A 15,594-nucleotide genomic window follows, 5' to 3' on the forward strand; every position below is an offset into this window, starting at 1 on the left:
GATCCTCTTCCCTGTCAACGGTGATGCGGTGCGGACGTGCTTGTCAGGCGCCGGTGCTGGCCTTGTACTCCCGGCGACGCCGATGCAGGATCGGCTCCGTGTAGCCGTTGGGCTGTGCGGCGCCGGCCAGGATCAGTTCCTGGGCGGCCTGGAAGGCGATGCTGTTGTCCGGATCCGTCGCCATCGGCTTGAAGTCGGGATCGGACGCATTCTGCTCGTCGACCACCGCCGCCATCCGGCGCAGGCTCTCCCGGACGGCGTCCTCGGTGATCACCCCGTGCCGCAGCCAGTTCGCCAACAGCTGGCTCGAAATACGCAGCGTCGCACGGTCTTCCATCAACGCGACGTCATGGATGTCGGGCACCTTCGAGCACCCGACACCGGCGTCGATCCAGCGCACCACGTATCCCAGGATCGACTGGCAGTTGTTGTCCACCTCTTCGTGGATCTCCTCCGGCGACCACGCCAGCTCCTTGGCGAGGGGGATCGTCAGCAACTCGTCGATGCTGGTGCGGGTCTTGCCTGCCAGCTCCTTGTGCACCTCGTAGACGTCGACGTAGTGGTAGTGCATCGCGTGCAGCGTGGCCGCCGTCGGCGACGGCACCCACGCGGTGGTGGCGCCGGAGCGGGGCTGGCCGATCTTCTGTTCGACCATGTCGGCCATTAGATCGGTCATGGCCCACATGCCCTTGCCGATCTGCGCCTTGCCGGAGAACCCGGTCGCCAGGCCGATGTCGACGTTCTGGTCCTCGTAGGCCGTGATCCACGGCTGGGACTTCATGGCGCCCTTGCGGATCATCGGGCCGGCTTCCATCGACGTGTGGATCTCGTCGCCGGTGCGGTCCAGGAAGCCGGTGTTGATGAATGCCACCCGGTCGGCGGCGGCCTTGATGCACGCCTTGAGGTTGGCCGAGGTGCGGCGCTCCTCGTCCATGATGCCGACCTTGATGGTGTTCTGCGGCAGGCCAAGCACATCCTCGACGCGGCTGAACAGTTCGCAGGTGAACGCGACCTCGTCGGGGCCGTGCATCTTGGGCTTCACGATGTAGATCGATCCGGTGCGGCTGTTCTGGCGCGGGCTGCCGTCCTCGGCCTTGAGACCGTGCACCGCGATCAAGCTGGTGAACAGCGCGTCCTGGATGCCTTCGGGGATCTCATTCCCTTCGGCATCCACAATCGCGTCGTTGGTCATCAGGTGACCGACGTTGCGGACGAACAGCAGGCTGCGTCCGGGCAGCGTCAGCTCTCCATCGCCGGGCGTCTTGTAGGTCCGGTCGTCGTTGAGCACACGGGTGAAGCTCTTGCCGCCCTTGCTGACCTCTTCGGCCAGGTCGCCCTTGTTCAGGCCGAGCCAATTGCGGTATCCGAGCACCTTGTCGTCGGCGTCGACGGCGGCCACCGAATCCTCGAAGTCCATGATCGTGGTGATCGCGGACTCCAGCACGACGTCCTTGACGCCGGCCTTGTCGGTCTTGCCGACAGGTGATTCGGGGTCGATCAGGATCTCGATATGCAGGCCGTTGTTGACCAACAGCACCGACCAGGCGGGTTCGCCGAGCTCGCCGGTGTAGCCGACGAACTTCTCCGGGCCGGCCAGCCCGGTGGACTCGTCGCCCAGCGCGATCTCCAGGACTCCGTCGGCGACGCTGATGCCGGTCGCGTCGGCCCAGGAGCCCGACGCCAGCGGAACGGCCTTGTCGAGGAAGTCCCGGGCGTAGGCGATCACCTTGTCGCCGCGGACCCGGTTGTAGCTGGTGCCCGGTTCGGCGCCACCCTCGGTGCTGATGACGTCGGTCCCGTAGAGGGCGTCGTACAGCGAACCCCAGCGGGCGTTCGCGGCGTTGAGCGCGAAGCGGGCGTTCAGGATCGGAACCACCAGCTGCGGGCCGGCGGTGGTGGTGATCTCGTCGTCGACGCCGGAGGTGGTGATGCTGAAGTCACCCGGATCGGGCTGCAGGTAGCCGATATCGGTGAGGAACTGCTGGTACTCACCGGCGTCGATACCGCCGATGATCCGCTGCCGATGCCACCTGTCGATCTGCGCCTGCAGATCGTCGCGGCGGGCGAGCAGATCCTGATTCTGCGGCGTCAGGTCGGTGACGACCTTGTCCACGCCGGCCCAGAAGCTGTCGGCATCAATCCCGGTGCCGGGCAGCGCCTCGTTGGTGATGAAGTCGTACAACACCTGCGCCACACGCAGGTTGCCCACGGGCACGCGATCGCTCATCTGTCCTCCCTCACGACAATCAATTCATCTTACCCGCAGGTAGGAACCCCTCCGACAGAGTGTCGTAGGCCACCTCCGCACCCAGTAGCCGCTCACACCACGCCAGCAGCTCCGCGCGCAACGGCGCTGCGCGCTCGGCTATAACTCCCTGGCACCGCACGTATTCCGCCCGCCCGGCGGGTTCCTCGACGGTGATGGGCTCAAACCCGAAGCCCGACAGGTCGTACGGGCTGGCCCGCATGTCGAGCTCGCGCGCGTCGGCTGCCAGCTCCAGACAGTCCACCAGCAATTCCGAGTTCACCAGCGGCCCGAGCTTGAAGCACCACTTGTACAGGTCCATGTTCGCGTGCAGGCAGCCCGGCTGCTCCCAGTCGCGCTGCGCGGCCCGGGTCGGCACCCCGCGGTTGCGCGGCGCTGCCGCGGCCGTGAAGAACCGGTAGGCGTCGAAATGTGTGCAGCGCAACGGTATCGACTCGACCACTGCGTCGGTACCCGCGCCGCCCAGTCGCAGTGGGACCGTGCCATGGCGAACCGTGTCGGCGCGGTAGACCATCGCCCATTCGTGCAATCCGAAGCAGCCGAACTGCGGCGGACGCGCAGCAGTGCTGCGCAGCAAGTCGGCCACGAAACCGACCGTGGACAGGCGGGAATGCAGAAAGCCGGCGCCGACCGTCACACCGTCGGGCGTGGCCTGGTAGCCCGCTCGATCGAGATATTCCGAAGCCGCCGCGCCGGCCAGCGAGGTGCCGTAGCCGGGATGCCACACCCGCAGCTGGCGGGGGCGCAGGCTGTAGTAGGTGAACAGGAAATCCCACACCGGGTGCGCCTCGCCGCGGCGGGCGCGCTCCAGGTGCGGGGCGGTGAACGAGTCGATGCGTCGTCGATACGAAGCCGCCCGCGCGGTCCACTCCGCTTCGCGGAGCCGGTGCGGCATGGTCTCTCCTCCTGGGCCGCGGCTCAGGTCGCCGTGCCTCGGTCAGTTTACCGAGGTCACATACGACACATGACCGGGCCGCAGAACGGGAAAGCACTATCCGCCCCACGTAGCCAAGGCCGAAGGATGAATTGATGACGACCTCCCAGCCGAACCCGCGGCTGACCCGCTGGGAACACCACAGCGAGTGGCCGCTGGCTGCGGTGGTGTTCCTGGTGACCTATTCGCTGCAGGTGCTCGTCGAGCCGCGCGGTGTGGCGGGGGCCGTGCTGAACACCGTGATGACCGTGCTGTGGGTGACGTTCGTCGTCGACTATGTGGTCCGCTTCGCGCTCGCGGAAGCGCGGGCGCGGTGGTTTGTCCGGCACCTGTTCGACCTGGCCACTGTCGCACTGCCGTTCCTGCGGCCGCTTCGGGTACTACGGCTGGTCGTGCTGGTGTTCACCCTGCAACGCGCCTTCGGCAACGCTCTGCGCGGCAGGGTGGTGGTCTATGCCACGGCCGTCGCGACCTTGTTGGTCTACGCCTCGTCCCTGGCGGTTCTCGACGTCGAACGGGGTGCTCCCGGCGCCAACATCGTCAGCTTCGGCGATGCCCTGTGGTGGGCGCTGGCCACGATCACCACCGTGGGATACGGCGACCAATATCCGGTGACGGTGGTCGGCCGGCTCATCGCCGCGCTGCTGATGGTCGGTGGGATCAGCCTGATCGGTGTCATCACCGCCACCGTCGCATCGTGGATCGTGCAGCGCGTATCGGAGGACAACACCGCGTCCAACACCGCCACGGCAGACCAGATCGAGGCGCTGCGCGACGAGGTCCGGCAGTTGAGCGAGGCGCTGGCCGTCACCGGCGACCGGCGGCCGCCGTCTCACGGGGCCAGGTCCTACCGGCCCGAGGGGTCGCGACGTAGTCGCTAGCCGCGGCGGGTGCCGTCACGCACGGTGCATCCCGTCGCGCACCGTGCCGATCAGGTCCTCAACCAGGTCTTCAAGGGCGACCATCGCGCAGACGGACCCGTCGCCGTCGGTGACCAGCGCCAGGTGGCTGTTGTCGCGGCGCAACAGTGACAGCGCGTCCGGCAGCGGCATGTCGGCGGGCACCCGCGGCAGCGGTCGCACCACGGTCCCGTCGACCACCGCGTCGCGCTCGTCGATCTGGTCGAGGATGTCCTTGATGTGCACGAAGCCGACGAAGTCGCCGCCCGCATCGGTGACCGGGAACCGGGAGTAGCCCGTCTCGTTGAGCGCCTGCTCGATCGCGCTGACCGTCGGGCCGCTACCAGGCCGTGCGACCGGAACGGCACGGATATCGCGCACCGGCACGGCCACATCGTTGACCACCCGGTTGCGGATCTGTAGCGCCCTGGTCAGCCGCATGTGCTCCTCGGGGTCGAGCAGCCCTTCGGATCGCGATTCGGCGATCATCTCCGCGAGCTCCACGGTGGACACCGTGACGTCGAGTTCGTCCTTGGCTTCGACGCCGAACGCGCGCAGCGTGGTGTTGGCCGCCCAGTTGTAGAACCCGATGAACGGCCGGGCGAACCGCACGTAGACCAGATAGACCGGGATCACGAGCATCGCGGTTTTCTCCGGACCGGCGATCGCGATGTTCTTGGGCACCATCTCGCCGAGCAGCACGTGCAACGTCACCACGAAGCCCAGCGCCACCACGAACGACACGGTGTGCAGAACGGCGTCGGGCACCCCAACCAGATCGAACGGCTTCTCCAACAGGTGGGCCACCGCCGGCTCACCGACCCGGCCGAGCAGGATCGAACACACGGTGATGCCCAGCTGGGCACCGGCCAGCATCAGCGATAGTTGCTCACCGGCGCGCAGCACGGTCACTGCGCTCCGTTTACCTTGTTCGGCAAGGGCTTCGAGTCGGTCGCGGCGGGCCGAGATCAGCGCGAATTCGGACCCGACGAAGAAGGCGTTGGCGCCCAGCAGCGCGATGGTCAGCAGGACGCCCAGGAAGTCGCCCATCAGCCCTCCCGCCCGGTGTCGCCGCGGCGCCCCAATTCGGTCAGCACGAGCTGATCGATCCGACGGCCGTCCATCTCGGCGACGGTGGCCCGCCAATGGACCGGGTCGTCGAACAGGCCGTCCGGGTCGAAGGCCGACAGCTCGACCGATTCGCCGGGCTCGGGGATGTGGCCCAGCTTCTCCAGCACCAGGCCGCCGATCGTCTCGTATTCGCCTTCAGGGGCCCGGAATCCGGTGGCTTCGGCAACCTCGTCGATTCGGAGCAGCCCGGATACCCGCCAGCCCTGCCCGGCCTTCTGGAAGTCGGGCGTGGAGTCGTCGTGCTCGTCGCGGACATCGCCGACGATCTCCTCGATCAGATCCTCGACGGTCACCATGCCCGCGGTGCCGCCGTACTCGTCGACCACCATCGCGGTCTGCAGACCGTGGGCGCGGAGCTGGGCCATCAGCGCGTCGCCGTCCAGCGAGGACGGCACAGTGGGAACCGGGATCGCCAGCGACACCAGCCGGGTGCTCGAGCGCTCCGCCGCGGGCACCCCGAACACCTGCTTGACGTGGACCAGGCCGATGGTCTCGTCCAGGTCGCCGCGGACGATGGGGAAGCGCGAGAAGCCGGTACTCGCCGAGGCCGTGACCAGGTCGGCGACGGTGCTGTCGGCATCCAGCGCCTCGATTTCGGTGCGCGGCGTCATGAATTCCTCGGCGATCCGCGACCCGAACTGCAGCGACCGGTTCACCAGCGCTGCGGTGGCCTCGTCGAGCGAACCGTGCTCGGCCGAGCTGCGGACCAGCGAGCCGAGTTCTTCCGGGGAGCGCGCCGAGCGCAGTTCCTCGGCCGGTTCGATGCCCATCCGGCGCAGAATCCAGTTCGCGGTGCCGTTGGTGAGCTTGATGACGGGGGTCATCATTTTCGAGAACAGGAGCTGGAATCCGGCCGTGGCCCGGGCGGTCGGCACCGGCCGCGCCACCGCGAGGTTCTTGGGCACCAGTTCGCCGAACACCATCGACAGGGAGGTGGCGATCAGGATCGCCAGGGCCAGTGCGATCCCGGCGGCCGCCCGCTGCGGCACGTGCAGCAGGCCAAGGACCGGATCGAGCAACCGGGCCAGGACCGGCTCGGCCAGGTACCCGGTGGCCAGGGTGGTGATCGAGATACCCAATTGCGCACCGGACAGCTGGAAGGACAACGTGCGGTGCGCCCGCTGAACGAATTGGTCGCTGCGGTCACCGGTGCGCGCGTTCGCGTCGACGGTGCTGCGTTCCAATGCGGTCAGCGAGAACTCGGCCGCGACGAACAACGCTGTCCCGAGGGTCAGCACGACGATCGCCAACAGGCTCAACACGGTGTACATGGCCGTCATGCGCGGGTGGGGCAGCCGGGCCACATGCCCGGCCGGCTAGAAGAAGGTTCGGCCTCGGCCTCGTCTGCGGGGCGCTCGCCCCAGGCAGCCCGATCCGCGGGGACCTCGATAGGTGCCTGCGGCACAGGTTCCCTTTCCTCGGGGAGCAGAACAACTCCCTATGTTAGCGGCTTGGCCGACGGTGACCGGCTCACCAGCCGGTCGGCAGCGGATGCCCCTCGGCGAACCCGGCCGCCGACTGGACTCCCAGCACCACCCGGTCGTGCAGCTCGGCGATGGTGGTGGCGCCGACGTAGGTGCAGGTACTGCGGACCCCGGAGGTGATGTGGTCGAGCAGGTCCTCGACCCCACCGCGTTCGGGGTCCAGCGCCATCCGCGAAGTCGAGATGCCTTCTTCGAACAACGCCTTGCGGGCCCGGTCGAAGGCACTGTCGGCGCTGGTTCGGGCGGCCACGGCCCGCTTGGAGGCCATGCCGTAGCTCTCCTTGTAGGGGCGGCCGTCGCGGTCGCGCATCAGGTCGCCCGGGGATTCGTAGGTGCCGGCGAACCAAGACCCGATCATCACATTCGACGCGCCCGCCGCCAGTGCGAGCGCCACGTCGCGCGGATGCCGCACGCCGCCGTCGGCCCACACATGCGCGCCGAGTTCCCGTGCAGCAGAGGAACATTCGACCACGGCAGAGAATTGCGGGCGACCGACGCCGGTCATCATCCTGGTGGTGCACATGGCGCCGGGGCCGACCCCCACCTTGACGATCGAGGCGCCGGCCCCGATCAGGTCGCGCGTCCCCTCGGCGGAGACGACGTTGCCCGCGGCCAGCGGGACGCCGAGGTCCAGCGACGAAACGGCCTTGATCGCGTCGAGCATCTTGAGTTGGTGACCGTGTGCGGTGTCGACCACCAGGACGTCGACGCCGGCCTCGGCCAGCGCGCGCGCCTTGGCGGCCACATCGCCGTTGATGCCCACGGCGGCGGCGATCCGCAGCCGGCCCGATGCGTCGACGGCCGGGGTGTAGATGCCCGCGCGGATGGCCCCGATGCGGGTCAGCACGCCGGCCAGAGCGCCGTCGGCATCGGTGAGGACGGCCACGTCGACCGGGGCGTGCTCGAGCAACTCGAACACCTGTCGTGGTTCGGTGTGCACCGGCGCGGTGACGAAGTCGGTGACGGCGATGTCGCGCACGCGCGCGAACCGGTCGACGCCGACGGTGGCGGCCTCGGTGACCAGGCCGATGGGCCTGCCCTCGAACACCACCACGGCCACCCCGTGGGCCCGCTTGTGGATCAGCGCGACGGCGTCGGACACCGAGTCGTCGGGCGCCAGCACCACCGGGGTGTCGGCCACCAGGTCGCGGCTCTTGACGAAGTCGACGGTCTGCTTGACCGCGTCGATCGGCAGGTCCTGCGGCAGCACCACGATGCCGCCGCGGCGGGCCACCGTCTCGGCCATCCGACGGCCCGCCACCGCGGTCATGTTTGCCACCACCACCGGGATGGTCGTGCCGGTGCCGTCGGAGGTCGACAGGTCGACGTCGAACCGGGACGCGACGTCGGATCGGCTGGGCACGACGAAGACGTCGTTGTAGGTCAGGTCGTACGGAGGTTGCTGGCCGTCGAGAAAGCGCACCCGATCAGCCTAACGGCGTTATGCCTCGACTTCGCTGCGGTCACCGCTCCACAGGGTGTGGAATCGGGCGGCCGGGTCGGCGTCGGTCCGGCCGTAGGTATGCGCGCCGAAGAAGTCACGCAGGCCCTGGGTCAGTGCTGCGGGCAGCCGCTCGGTGCGCAGCGCGTCGTAGTAGGACAGCGCCGAGGCGAAGCCAGGGACCGGGATGCCCAGCTCGGTGGCCTTCACCACGACGCGACGCCAGCTGTCGATACCCGCCTCGACCGCGTCCCGGAAGTACGGCGCGGCGATCAGCGTGGCCAGCTCGGCGTTCTCGTCGTAGGCCTCTTTGATCCGGTTGAGGAACTTGGCCCGGATGATGCAGCCGCCCCGCCAGATCGTGGCCATGTCGCCGAGGGTGATGCCCCAGTCGTATTCGGCGCTGCCCGCCTGGATCTGGTTGAAGCCCTGCGCGTAGGCGATGATCTTCGAGGCGTACAGCGCCTTGCTGACGTCATCGATGAATTGCGCTGCGTCCGTGGGCCGTTCGCCCAGATCGCCGGAGGCCAAGCCGGTGGTGGCCTTGCGCTGGGGGACCGAGCCGGACAGTGCACGGGCGAAGACCGCTTCGGCGATACCCGTCACCGGCACCCCGAGGTCCAGCGCCGACTTGACCGTCCAGCGGCCGGTGCCTTTCTGCTCGGCCTCGTCGACGATGACGTCGACCAGCGGCTTGCCGGTCTTGGCGTCGGTCTGGCGCAACACCTCGGCGGTGATCTCGATCAGGTAGCTGTCCAGATCGCCTTTGTTCCACTCCGCGAAGATCTCGGCGATCTCGGGTGCGGTCTTGCCGAGCCCGTCGCGCAGCAGCTGGTACGCCTCGCCGATGAGCTGCATGTCGGAGTACTCGATGCCGTTGTGCACCATCTTGACGAAGTGTCCGGCACCGTCGGGACCGATGTGGGTACAGCACGGGACGCCGTCGACGTGCGCGGAGATCTCCTCGAGCAGCGGGCCCAGCGACTTGTAGGACTCGGCAGGCCCGCCCGGCATGATCGACGGTCCTTTCAGTGCGCCTTCCTCGCCGCCGGAGATGCCGGCGCCGACGAAGTGCAGGCCGCGCTCGCGCACCGCCTTCTCGCGCCGGATGGTGTCGGTGTAGAGCGCGTTGCCGCCGTCGATGATGATGTCGCCCGGCTCGAAGACCTCGCACAGTTCGTTGATCACCGCGTCGGTCGGGTCGCCTGCCTTGACCATGATCAGCGCGCGGCGCGGCTTCTCCAGCGCGGCGGCGAATTCGGCCATCGTCTCGGTGCGCACGAAGTTGCCCTCGGAACCGTGCTCGGCGAGCACGGCATCGGTCTTGGCGACCGACCGGTTGTGCAGGGCGACGGTATAGCCGTGGTGGGCGAAGTTCCGCGCGATGTTCGACCCCATCACCGCCATTCCGGTAACACCGATCTGTGCAGTACCGTCCGTCTGCGGTGAGCTCATCTCGCGCCTTTCGATTGTGTGAATTTTGTTGTGGCAGAACAGTTTCAGGAAAGAAACAGTCGGTGCAGCTCGGTCAGCCACGGCATCGCGACCGCGACCGTCGGGACCACCAGCACCGCGGCGGCGGTGACGTAGGCGGCCAGCGACAGCACGAGGCTGTTGGGCTCGCCTGCCAGCCGGCGCACCCGGATCAGCGTGGTCGGGCCGCCGCCGGCCAGCGCGCCCTTCGGGGTGCGGGCCGCGGCACAGGCCACCAGCGCGCGGGCCAGGGGACCGGGTCCCGCCGTGCGCACCGCGGCATCGTCGGCGAGCATCTCCACGAGCAGCCGCACCGCGTTGAGCGCGCTGCCGCTGCGGACGAAGCGGGGGAAGGCGGTGTGCACGGCGATGAACGCCTCGAGCACCAGATCGTGGCGGGCCCGTAGATGCGCCCGCTCATGGCTGAGGATCGCGGTGAGTTCGGTGTCGCTCAGGGCCGACAGGGTGCCCTGGCTGAGCACCACCCGGCTGCGCACTCCGGGCAGGCAGTAGGCCAGCGGTTCGGACACGTCGAGCACCCGCAGCCCGTGCATGCCGTGCCGGCAGTCGCCCAGCAGGTCGACGACCATCCGGTGGTGAGCCCGGCGCCGCCGGGTGGCGACCGCGACCTGCACGGCCGCGACCACCAGCCGGGCGCCGATGAGCAGGGTGATTGCGAAGACCACGACATATGCCGACCACAGCGGCCAGCCCAGCACTTCGATCTCGCTGGTGATCGTCGCGGTGGGACGGCCGTCGGGGCCGGGGGCGAACAACCGGCTGGCGATGGCCAGTCCGGCGCTGAACGCGGAGAGCACCGCGGCCACCGCGATGGACTGCCAGAGCACGATCGCGGCACGCGGTGCGCGCATCGGCCACGAGGCCCGGGCCAGCAGCGCGGGCACAGGACCGACCAGCATCAAGGCGAGGAAGGTGAAGGCCAGCGCGGACACGCTGAAATTGTCCCTCAGGCGCTGGGCATGCCGCCAGCGGGCCAGGTGGAACGGTGCTTGGACTCCAATTCCGCCAAGGCCCGACGCAGGGCGTCGGCCTCGTCGGCGCCGACCCGCTCGACGAAGTGCACCAGGGCGGCCTGCCGGCCGCCGGAGTCGGATGCCTGATCCAGTGCGTCGACCATCAGGCCGGCGACCAGTTCGTCGCGGCCATGGACCGGGGCGTACTGGTGGGCGCGGTCATCCCGGATCTGGGAGACCAGGTTCTTGCGGGCGAGCCGCTGCAGGACGGTCATCACCGTGGTGTAGGCCAGGTCCCGTTCGGTGCAGAGTGCCTCGTGGACCTGACGAACCGTCAGCGGCTCGCCGGCGGCCCACAGGTGGTCCATCACCGCGCGTTCAAGTTCGCCGAGACGAGTCAACTTGGCCATTTCCGTTCATCTCCGTAGGCAGTCAAATCAGAGTACTCCCGATTACTACCGCGCGTCGTATCCAACAAGTCGATCAACTCCGCTGCGGACGGTGGTGTTCCCGCGGCGCCGTCCGCCGCCGGGTCGGCGCAGGCCACCCGGCAAAAATGAGTCGCTGTTGTGACAGCACTCACAGTCGCCGCGTAGGGTTGCCCTCCCTTCTTATGGTTAGGCTTACCTAACCATAGATGAGGAGGTGTCGTGACCGCAGCCGTGCTTGACCCGCTGATCGACGGGATGACCATTCGCCGGGTCCTGCCATTGCACGAATCCAGCCGCAGATTGCGCGCGTTGAGCCCGGATTCGCCCCGGGTGCACGGCGTGGCGGTGATGGCCGATGTGTCCCGCCGTCGCTGGTGGCCGCTGGATTCCGCGACCTCCGGGCGGCTCACTGCCATGTTCGAGTCGGCGGCCGACGAGCTGGGTGATCGGCGGGCCGCTGCCCAGCAGCTCGCCGCCACGTTCACCCACGCGGTTCTGGGCCGGGTGGTCACGTTGTTCGTCCTGGAGGGCCGGGCCTGGGATGCTGGGCCGGGAAATCTCTGGATGCACATCGATTCGGAGGGGGCGATCGACTGGGCCGCCGTGGTGGACCCGACGCTGCGGGTGCTGCCCGAGGATCCCGCGACCGCCGGCGTGGTCCGGCTGCCCAACGAACTCGCCTTGGCCACCTGGACCGCGCACCGCTGCCATCGCTCGCTGGAGCCCATCTTCGACGGCGTCCACCGCCTCAGCCGGGGTTCGCTCACGCCGGCTGCCATGTGGCAGATGGTCGGATCGGCAGTGGTCATCACCGCCACCCAGGTGCCCATGCTCACCGGCTCCGGCGAAGTCACCTGCATGCGGCGCGGCCAGGCGGTGCTCGACGCGCTGAGCGGATTCGGGCTGCCGGTGCGCGCACTGCGCCGCGTGGGGTAGCTCTTGTAACTTAGGCAAGCCTTGCCTAGTCTATGAAGGCCGGACCAACGGACCGAGCCGGAGTTTCTGAGGGCTGCAGAAACCCCCGGTCCATGCCGAGGACGGGCCCCGTGTTCACGCGCGGGGCCCGTCCCTCGTCTTGGGGCGGCTGGTGTAGACACAGATGCGTGCAATCAGAGCAGTCGCCGAGCGAGCAGATCGCTTTCTCCGCCCCGTTCGACAACGAACTCGGGCTGGTGTTCACCGAACTGACCGTCGACGGCGCCAAGGCGCAGCTGGACGTGCAGTCCAAGCTCCTGCAACCGATGGGCATCGTCCACGGTGGGGTGTACTGCTCGATGATCGAGTCGATGGCGAGCACCTCGGCGTTCGTGTGGCTGTCGGCCAACGGCGGAGGCAACGTCGTCGGCGTCAACAACAACACCGATTTCCTGCGGGCGATCTCCGGCGGCACCGTCTACGGGGTGACCGAGCCCGTGCATCGCGGCCGTCGCCAACAGCTGTGGCTGGTGACCATCCGCGACGACAAGGATCGCCTCGTCGCCCGCGGACAGGTGCGCCTGCAGAACCTCGAGCCTGAGGCCTGAGCGACCTCGCCGCCCTGCTGATCCCGTGTGGGCGTGGCAGGATCGCGCACTATGCAACTGACACCGCACGAGACCGACCGGTTGCTGCTGTCCTATGCCGCCGAACTCGCCCGGCGCAGGCAGGCGCGCGGGCTGAAGCTCAACTACCCCGAAGCGGTCGCGCTGATCACCGATCACGTGCTGGAGGGCGCCCGCGACGGTCGGACCGTGGCCGAGCTGATGGTCACCGGGCGTGAGGTGCTCGGCCGGGACGACGTGATGGAGGGTGTGCCCGAGATGCTGCACGACGTGCAGGTCGAAGCCACCTTCCCGGACGGCACCAAGCTGGTCACCGTCCACCATCCGATCCCGTGAGGCAGAGAGGACACCATGATTCCCGGTGAGATTTTCCTCGGCGACGGTGACATCGAGATCAACGCCGGCGCCGCGCGGATCGAGCTGGAGATCGTCAACACCGGCGACCGTCCGGTGCAGGTCGGCAGCCACGTCCACCTGCCGCAGGCCAACGCGGCGCTGTCCTTCGACCGGGCGGCCGCGCATGGACACCGGTTCGACATCCCGGCGGGGACCGCGGTTCGGTTCGAACCCGGTGTGCCGCAACGGGTCCGGTTGGTGCCACTGCAAGGACTGCGCGAGGTTCACGGACTGAGCCTCACCCCACCCGGAAGGCTGGATGCATGACCGAGCTGTCCAGGGCCCGCTACGCGGCGCTGTTCGGACCCACCACCGGTGACCGGATCCGGCTCGCCGACACCGACCTTCTCATCGAGATCACCGAGGATCGCAGCGGCGGCCCCGGCCTGGCCGGCGACGAGGCGGTGTTCGGCGGGGGCAAGGTGCTGCGTGAGTCGATGGGCCAAGGGCGCGCCACCCGCGCGGACGGTGCGCCGGACACCGTGATCACCGGCGCGGTGATCATCGATTACTGGGGAATCGTCAAGGCCGACATCGGGATTCGTGACGGGCGCATCGTCGGCATCGGCAAGGCCGGCAACCCCGACATCATGTCGGGTGTGCACCCCGACCTGGTGGTCGGCCCGTCCACGGAGATCATCGCAGGCAACGGGCGCATCGTCACCGCCGGGGCGATCGACTGTCACGTCCACCTGATCTGCCCGCAGATCATGGACGAGGCCATCGGCAGCGGCATCACCACGCTCGTGGCAGGCGGCACCGGGCCCGCGGAGGGCTCGAAAGCCACCACCGTCACCCCCGGCGCCTGGCATCTGGCCCGCATGCTGGAGTCGCTGGACCACTGGCCGCTCAACATCGCCCTGCTGGGCAAAGGCAACACCGTCAGCCACGAGGCGATGTGGGAGCAGTTGCGTTCGGGTGCAGCGGGTTTCAAGCTACACGAGGACTGGGGGACGACCCCGGCGGCGATCGACGCCTGCCTGACGGTGGCCGAGGCCGCCGGGGTGCAGGTCAACATCCATACCGACACCCTCAACGAGATGGGCTTCGTCGAGAACACCCTTGCTGCGATCAAGGGTCGCAACATCCACGCGTATCACACCGAGGGCGCCGGCGGCGGACACGCACCGGACATCATCACCGTTGCGGCCGAGTCCAATGTGCTGCCCAGCTCGACCAATCCGACGAGGCCGCACACCGTCAACACCCTCGACGAGCACCTCGACATGCTGATGGTCTGCCATCACCTGAACCCCAGCGTCCCCGAGGATCTGGCGTTCGCGGAGAGCCGCATCCGGCCGTCGACCATCGCCGCTGAGGACCTGCTGCACGACCTGGGCGCCATCTCGATGATCGGCAGCGACTCCCAGGCGATGGGTCGTATCGGTGAGGTGGTGCTGCGTACCTGGCAGACCGCCCATGTGATGAAGCGCCGCCGCGGCGCGCTGGAAGGCGATGGGGCCGCCGACAATAACCGGGTGCGCCGCTACGTCGCGAAGTACACCATCTGCCCGGCGCTGGCCACCGGAATCGACCATGAGGTCGGCTCCGTGGAGGTGGGGAAGCTTGCCGACCTGGTGCTGTGGGAGCCGGCGTTCTTCGGGGTGCGCCCGCACGCGGTGCTCAAGGGCGGCATGATCGCCTGGGCGGCGATGGGCGACGCCAACGCGTCCATCCCGACTCCGCAGCCGGTGCTGCCCCGCTCGATGTTCGGCGCCGCACCCGCCGCTGCAGCCGCCACCTCGGTGCACTTCGTCGCCCCGCAGGCCATCGAAGACGGGCTGGCCGACCGCATCGCGGTCAACCGAAAGCTGGTGCCGGTCGGCAATGTGCGCGCGATCGGCAAGGCGCAGATGCCGCTCAACGATGCGCAGCCTCGCATCGAGGTCGATCCCGACACGTTCACCGTCCGCATCGACGGCGAGGTGTGGGCCGAGCAGCCCGCCACGGAACTGCCGATGGCGCAACGGTATTTCCTGTTCTGATGTCGTCTCTCACCACGCTGCTGACCCTGGCCGACTCGCGGCTGCCGACCGGGGGCCACGTACATTCCGGCGGAGTCGAAGAAGCGGTCGCAAGCCGGTTGGTTATCGACTTGGACACGCTGGAGGCCTATCTGCGCCGCCGGATCCGTACCAGCGGGCTGGTGACGGCGTCGATCGCGGCCGCCGTGCACCGTGACGATCTCACCGTGGCCGACGCGGACGCCGAAACCGATGCGCGCACACCGGCACCCGCAGCGCGGCAGGCCTCCCGCGCGCAGGGCCGCGGACTGCTGCGACTGGCGCGGCGGGTCTGGCCCGCACATGACTGGGAAGAGCTGGGCGCCCGCCCGCACCTGGCCGTGACTGCGGGCCGGGTCGGGGCGGTCAGCGGGCTCGCCCCCCAGCAGACCGCACTGTCGTTGGTGTACACCACGATGACCGGCACGGCCACCGCCGCGCAGCGGCTGCTCGCGCTCGACCCCGCCGACGTCGCGGCGCTGACCTTCGGCCTCGCGCAGCTGTGCGAAGACACCGCCGACCTGGCCGCTGCGGGACCGGCCGATCTGTCCGATCCGCTGCTCGACGAGCTCGCGCAGCGGCATGCCCAACGCGAACGCCCGCTGTTCGTCTCCTGAAAGT

At 68.5% G+C, this 15,594-nt stretch carries 15 protein-coding genes; 7 read left to right on the forward strand and 8 right to left on the reverse strand.

What is annotated here, in order from left to right:
- Window positions 1–43: 43 nt before the first annotated feature.
- Both BST42_RS12795 and BST42_RS12800 read right to left on the reverse strand, forming a co-directional pair.
- Window positions 44–2,227 (reverse strand): malate synthase G, encoded by a 2,184-nt coding sequence (locus tag BST42_RS12795; protein ID WP_083119057.1) that lies wholly within the window; start codon window positions 2,225–2,227, stop codon window positions 44–46.
- A gap of 19 nt (window positions 2,228–2,246) precedes the next feature.
- A complete protein-coding gene (locus BST42_RS12800; RefSeq protein ID WP_083119059.1) occupies window positions 2,247–3,161 on the reverse strand; it encodes a 3-methyladenine DNA glycosylase in 915 nt (304 codons plus the stop codon).
- A gap of 134 nt (window positions 3,162–3,295) precedes the next feature.
- Between BST42_RS12800 and BST42_RS12805 the strand changes: the two genes are divergently transcribed.
- A complete protein-coding gene (locus BST42_RS12805; RefSeq protein WP_083119060.1) occupies window positions 3,296–4,081 on the forward strand; it encodes a potassium channel family protein in 786 nt (261 codons plus the stop codon).
- 15 nt (window positions 4,082–4,096) lie between these two features.
- Here BST42_RS12805 and BST42_RS12810 read toward each other — a convergent pair whose 3' ends face one another.
- From BST42_RS12810 to BST42_RS12835, 6 genes are all read right to left on the reverse strand, one after another.
- On the reverse strand, window positions 4,097–5,149 hold the full coding sequence (locus tag BST42_RS12810) for a hemolysin family protein (RefSeq protein WP_083119062.1): 1,053 nt from the start codon (window positions 5,147–5,149) through the stop codon (window positions 4,097–4,099).
- Window positions 5,149–6,510: a hemolysin family protein gene (locus BST42_RS12815; RefSeq protein ID WP_083119063.1), complete on the reverse strand. Its 1,362-nt coding sequence runs from the start codon at window positions 6,508–6,510 to the stop codon at window positions 5,149–5,151. Before BST42_RS12815 ends, BST42_RS12810 begins: the two co-directional genes overlap by 1 nt.
- A 190-nt stretch (window positions 6,511–6,700) precedes the next feature.
- A complete protein-coding gene (locus BST42_RS12820; protein WP_083119065.1) occupies window positions 6,701–8,137 on the reverse strand; it encodes a GuaB1 family IMP dehydrogenase-related protein in 1,437 nt (478 codons plus the stop codon).
- An 18-nt stretch (window positions 8,138–8,155) separates the two neighbouring features.
- Complete coding sequence (gene gnd / locus BST42_RS12825) at window positions 8,156–9,610, reverse strand: NADP-dependent phosphogluconate dehydrogenase (protein ID WP_083119067.1); 1,455 nt, start codon at window positions 9,608–9,610, stop codon at window positions 8,156–8,158.
- 44 nt (window positions 9,611–9,654) lie between these two features.
- Window positions 9,655–10,581: a M56 family metallopeptidase gene (locus BST42_RS12830; protein WP_083119069.1), complete on the reverse strand. Its 927-nt coding sequence runs from the start codon at window positions 10,579–10,581 to the stop codon at window positions 9,655–9,657.
- 14 nt (window positions 10,582–10,595) lie between these two features.
- Complete coding sequence (locus tag BST42_RS12835) at window positions 10,596–11,012, reverse strand: BlaI/MecI/CopY family transcriptional regulator (protein ID WP_083119071.1); 417 nt, start codon at window positions 11,010–11,012, stop codon at window positions 10,596–10,598.
- A gap of 240 nt (window positions 11,013–11,252) precedes the next feature.
- Between BST42_RS12835 and BST42_RS12840 the strand changes: the two genes are divergently transcribed.
- The 6 genes from BST42_RS12840 to BST42_RS12865 all read left to right on the forward strand — a co-directional run bounded on the left by BST42_RS12840 (window position 11,253) and on the right by BST42_RS12865 (window position 15,590).
- Window positions 11,253–11,969: an iron reductase gene (locus BST42_RS12840; RefSeq protein WP_083119073.1), complete on the forward strand. Its 717-nt coding sequence runs from the start codon at window positions 11,253–11,255 to the stop codon at window positions 11,967–11,969.
- Between the two features lie 167 nt (window positions 11,970–12,136).
- Window positions 12,137–12,556, forward strand: coding sequence for a PaaI family thioesterase (locus BST42_RS12845; protein WP_083119075.1), 420 nt, complete (start codon window positions 12,137–12,139; stop codon window positions 12,554–12,556).
- Between the two features lie 51 nt (window positions 12,557–12,607).
- Complete coding sequence (locus BST42_RS12850) at window positions 12,608–12,910, forward strand: urease subunit gamma (RefSeq protein WP_083119077.1); 303 nt, start codon at window positions 12,608–12,610, stop codon at window positions 12,908–12,910.
- A 15-nt stretch (window positions 12,911–12,925) separates the two neighbouring features.
- Window positions 12,926–13,237: an urease subunit beta gene (locus BST42_RS12855; protein ID WP_083119079.1), complete on the forward strand. Its 312-nt coding sequence runs from the start codon at window positions 12,926–12,928 to the stop codon at window positions 13,235–13,237.
- On the forward strand, window positions 13,234–14,955 hold the full coding sequence (locus BST42_RS12860) for an urease subunit alpha (protein WP_083119081.1): 1,722 nt from the start codon (window positions 13,234–13,236) through the stop codon (window positions 14,953–14,955). Before BST42_RS12855 ends, BST42_RS12860 begins: the two co-directional genes overlap by 4 nt.
- A complete protein-coding gene (locus BST42_RS12865; RefSeq protein ID WP_083119083.1) occupies window positions 14,955–15,590 on the forward strand; it encodes an urease accessory protein UreF in 636 nt (211 codons plus the stop codon). Before BST42_RS12860 ends, BST42_RS12865 begins: the two co-directional genes overlap by 1 nt.
- Window positions 15,591–15,594 lie beyond the last annotated feature (4 nt).

Source organism: Mycolicibacterium rhodesiae, from assembly GCF_002086695.1.
Taxonomy (GTDB): Bacteria; Actinomycetota; Actinomycetes; order Mycobacteriales; family Mycobacteriaceae; genus Mycobacterium; species Mycobacterium rhodesiae.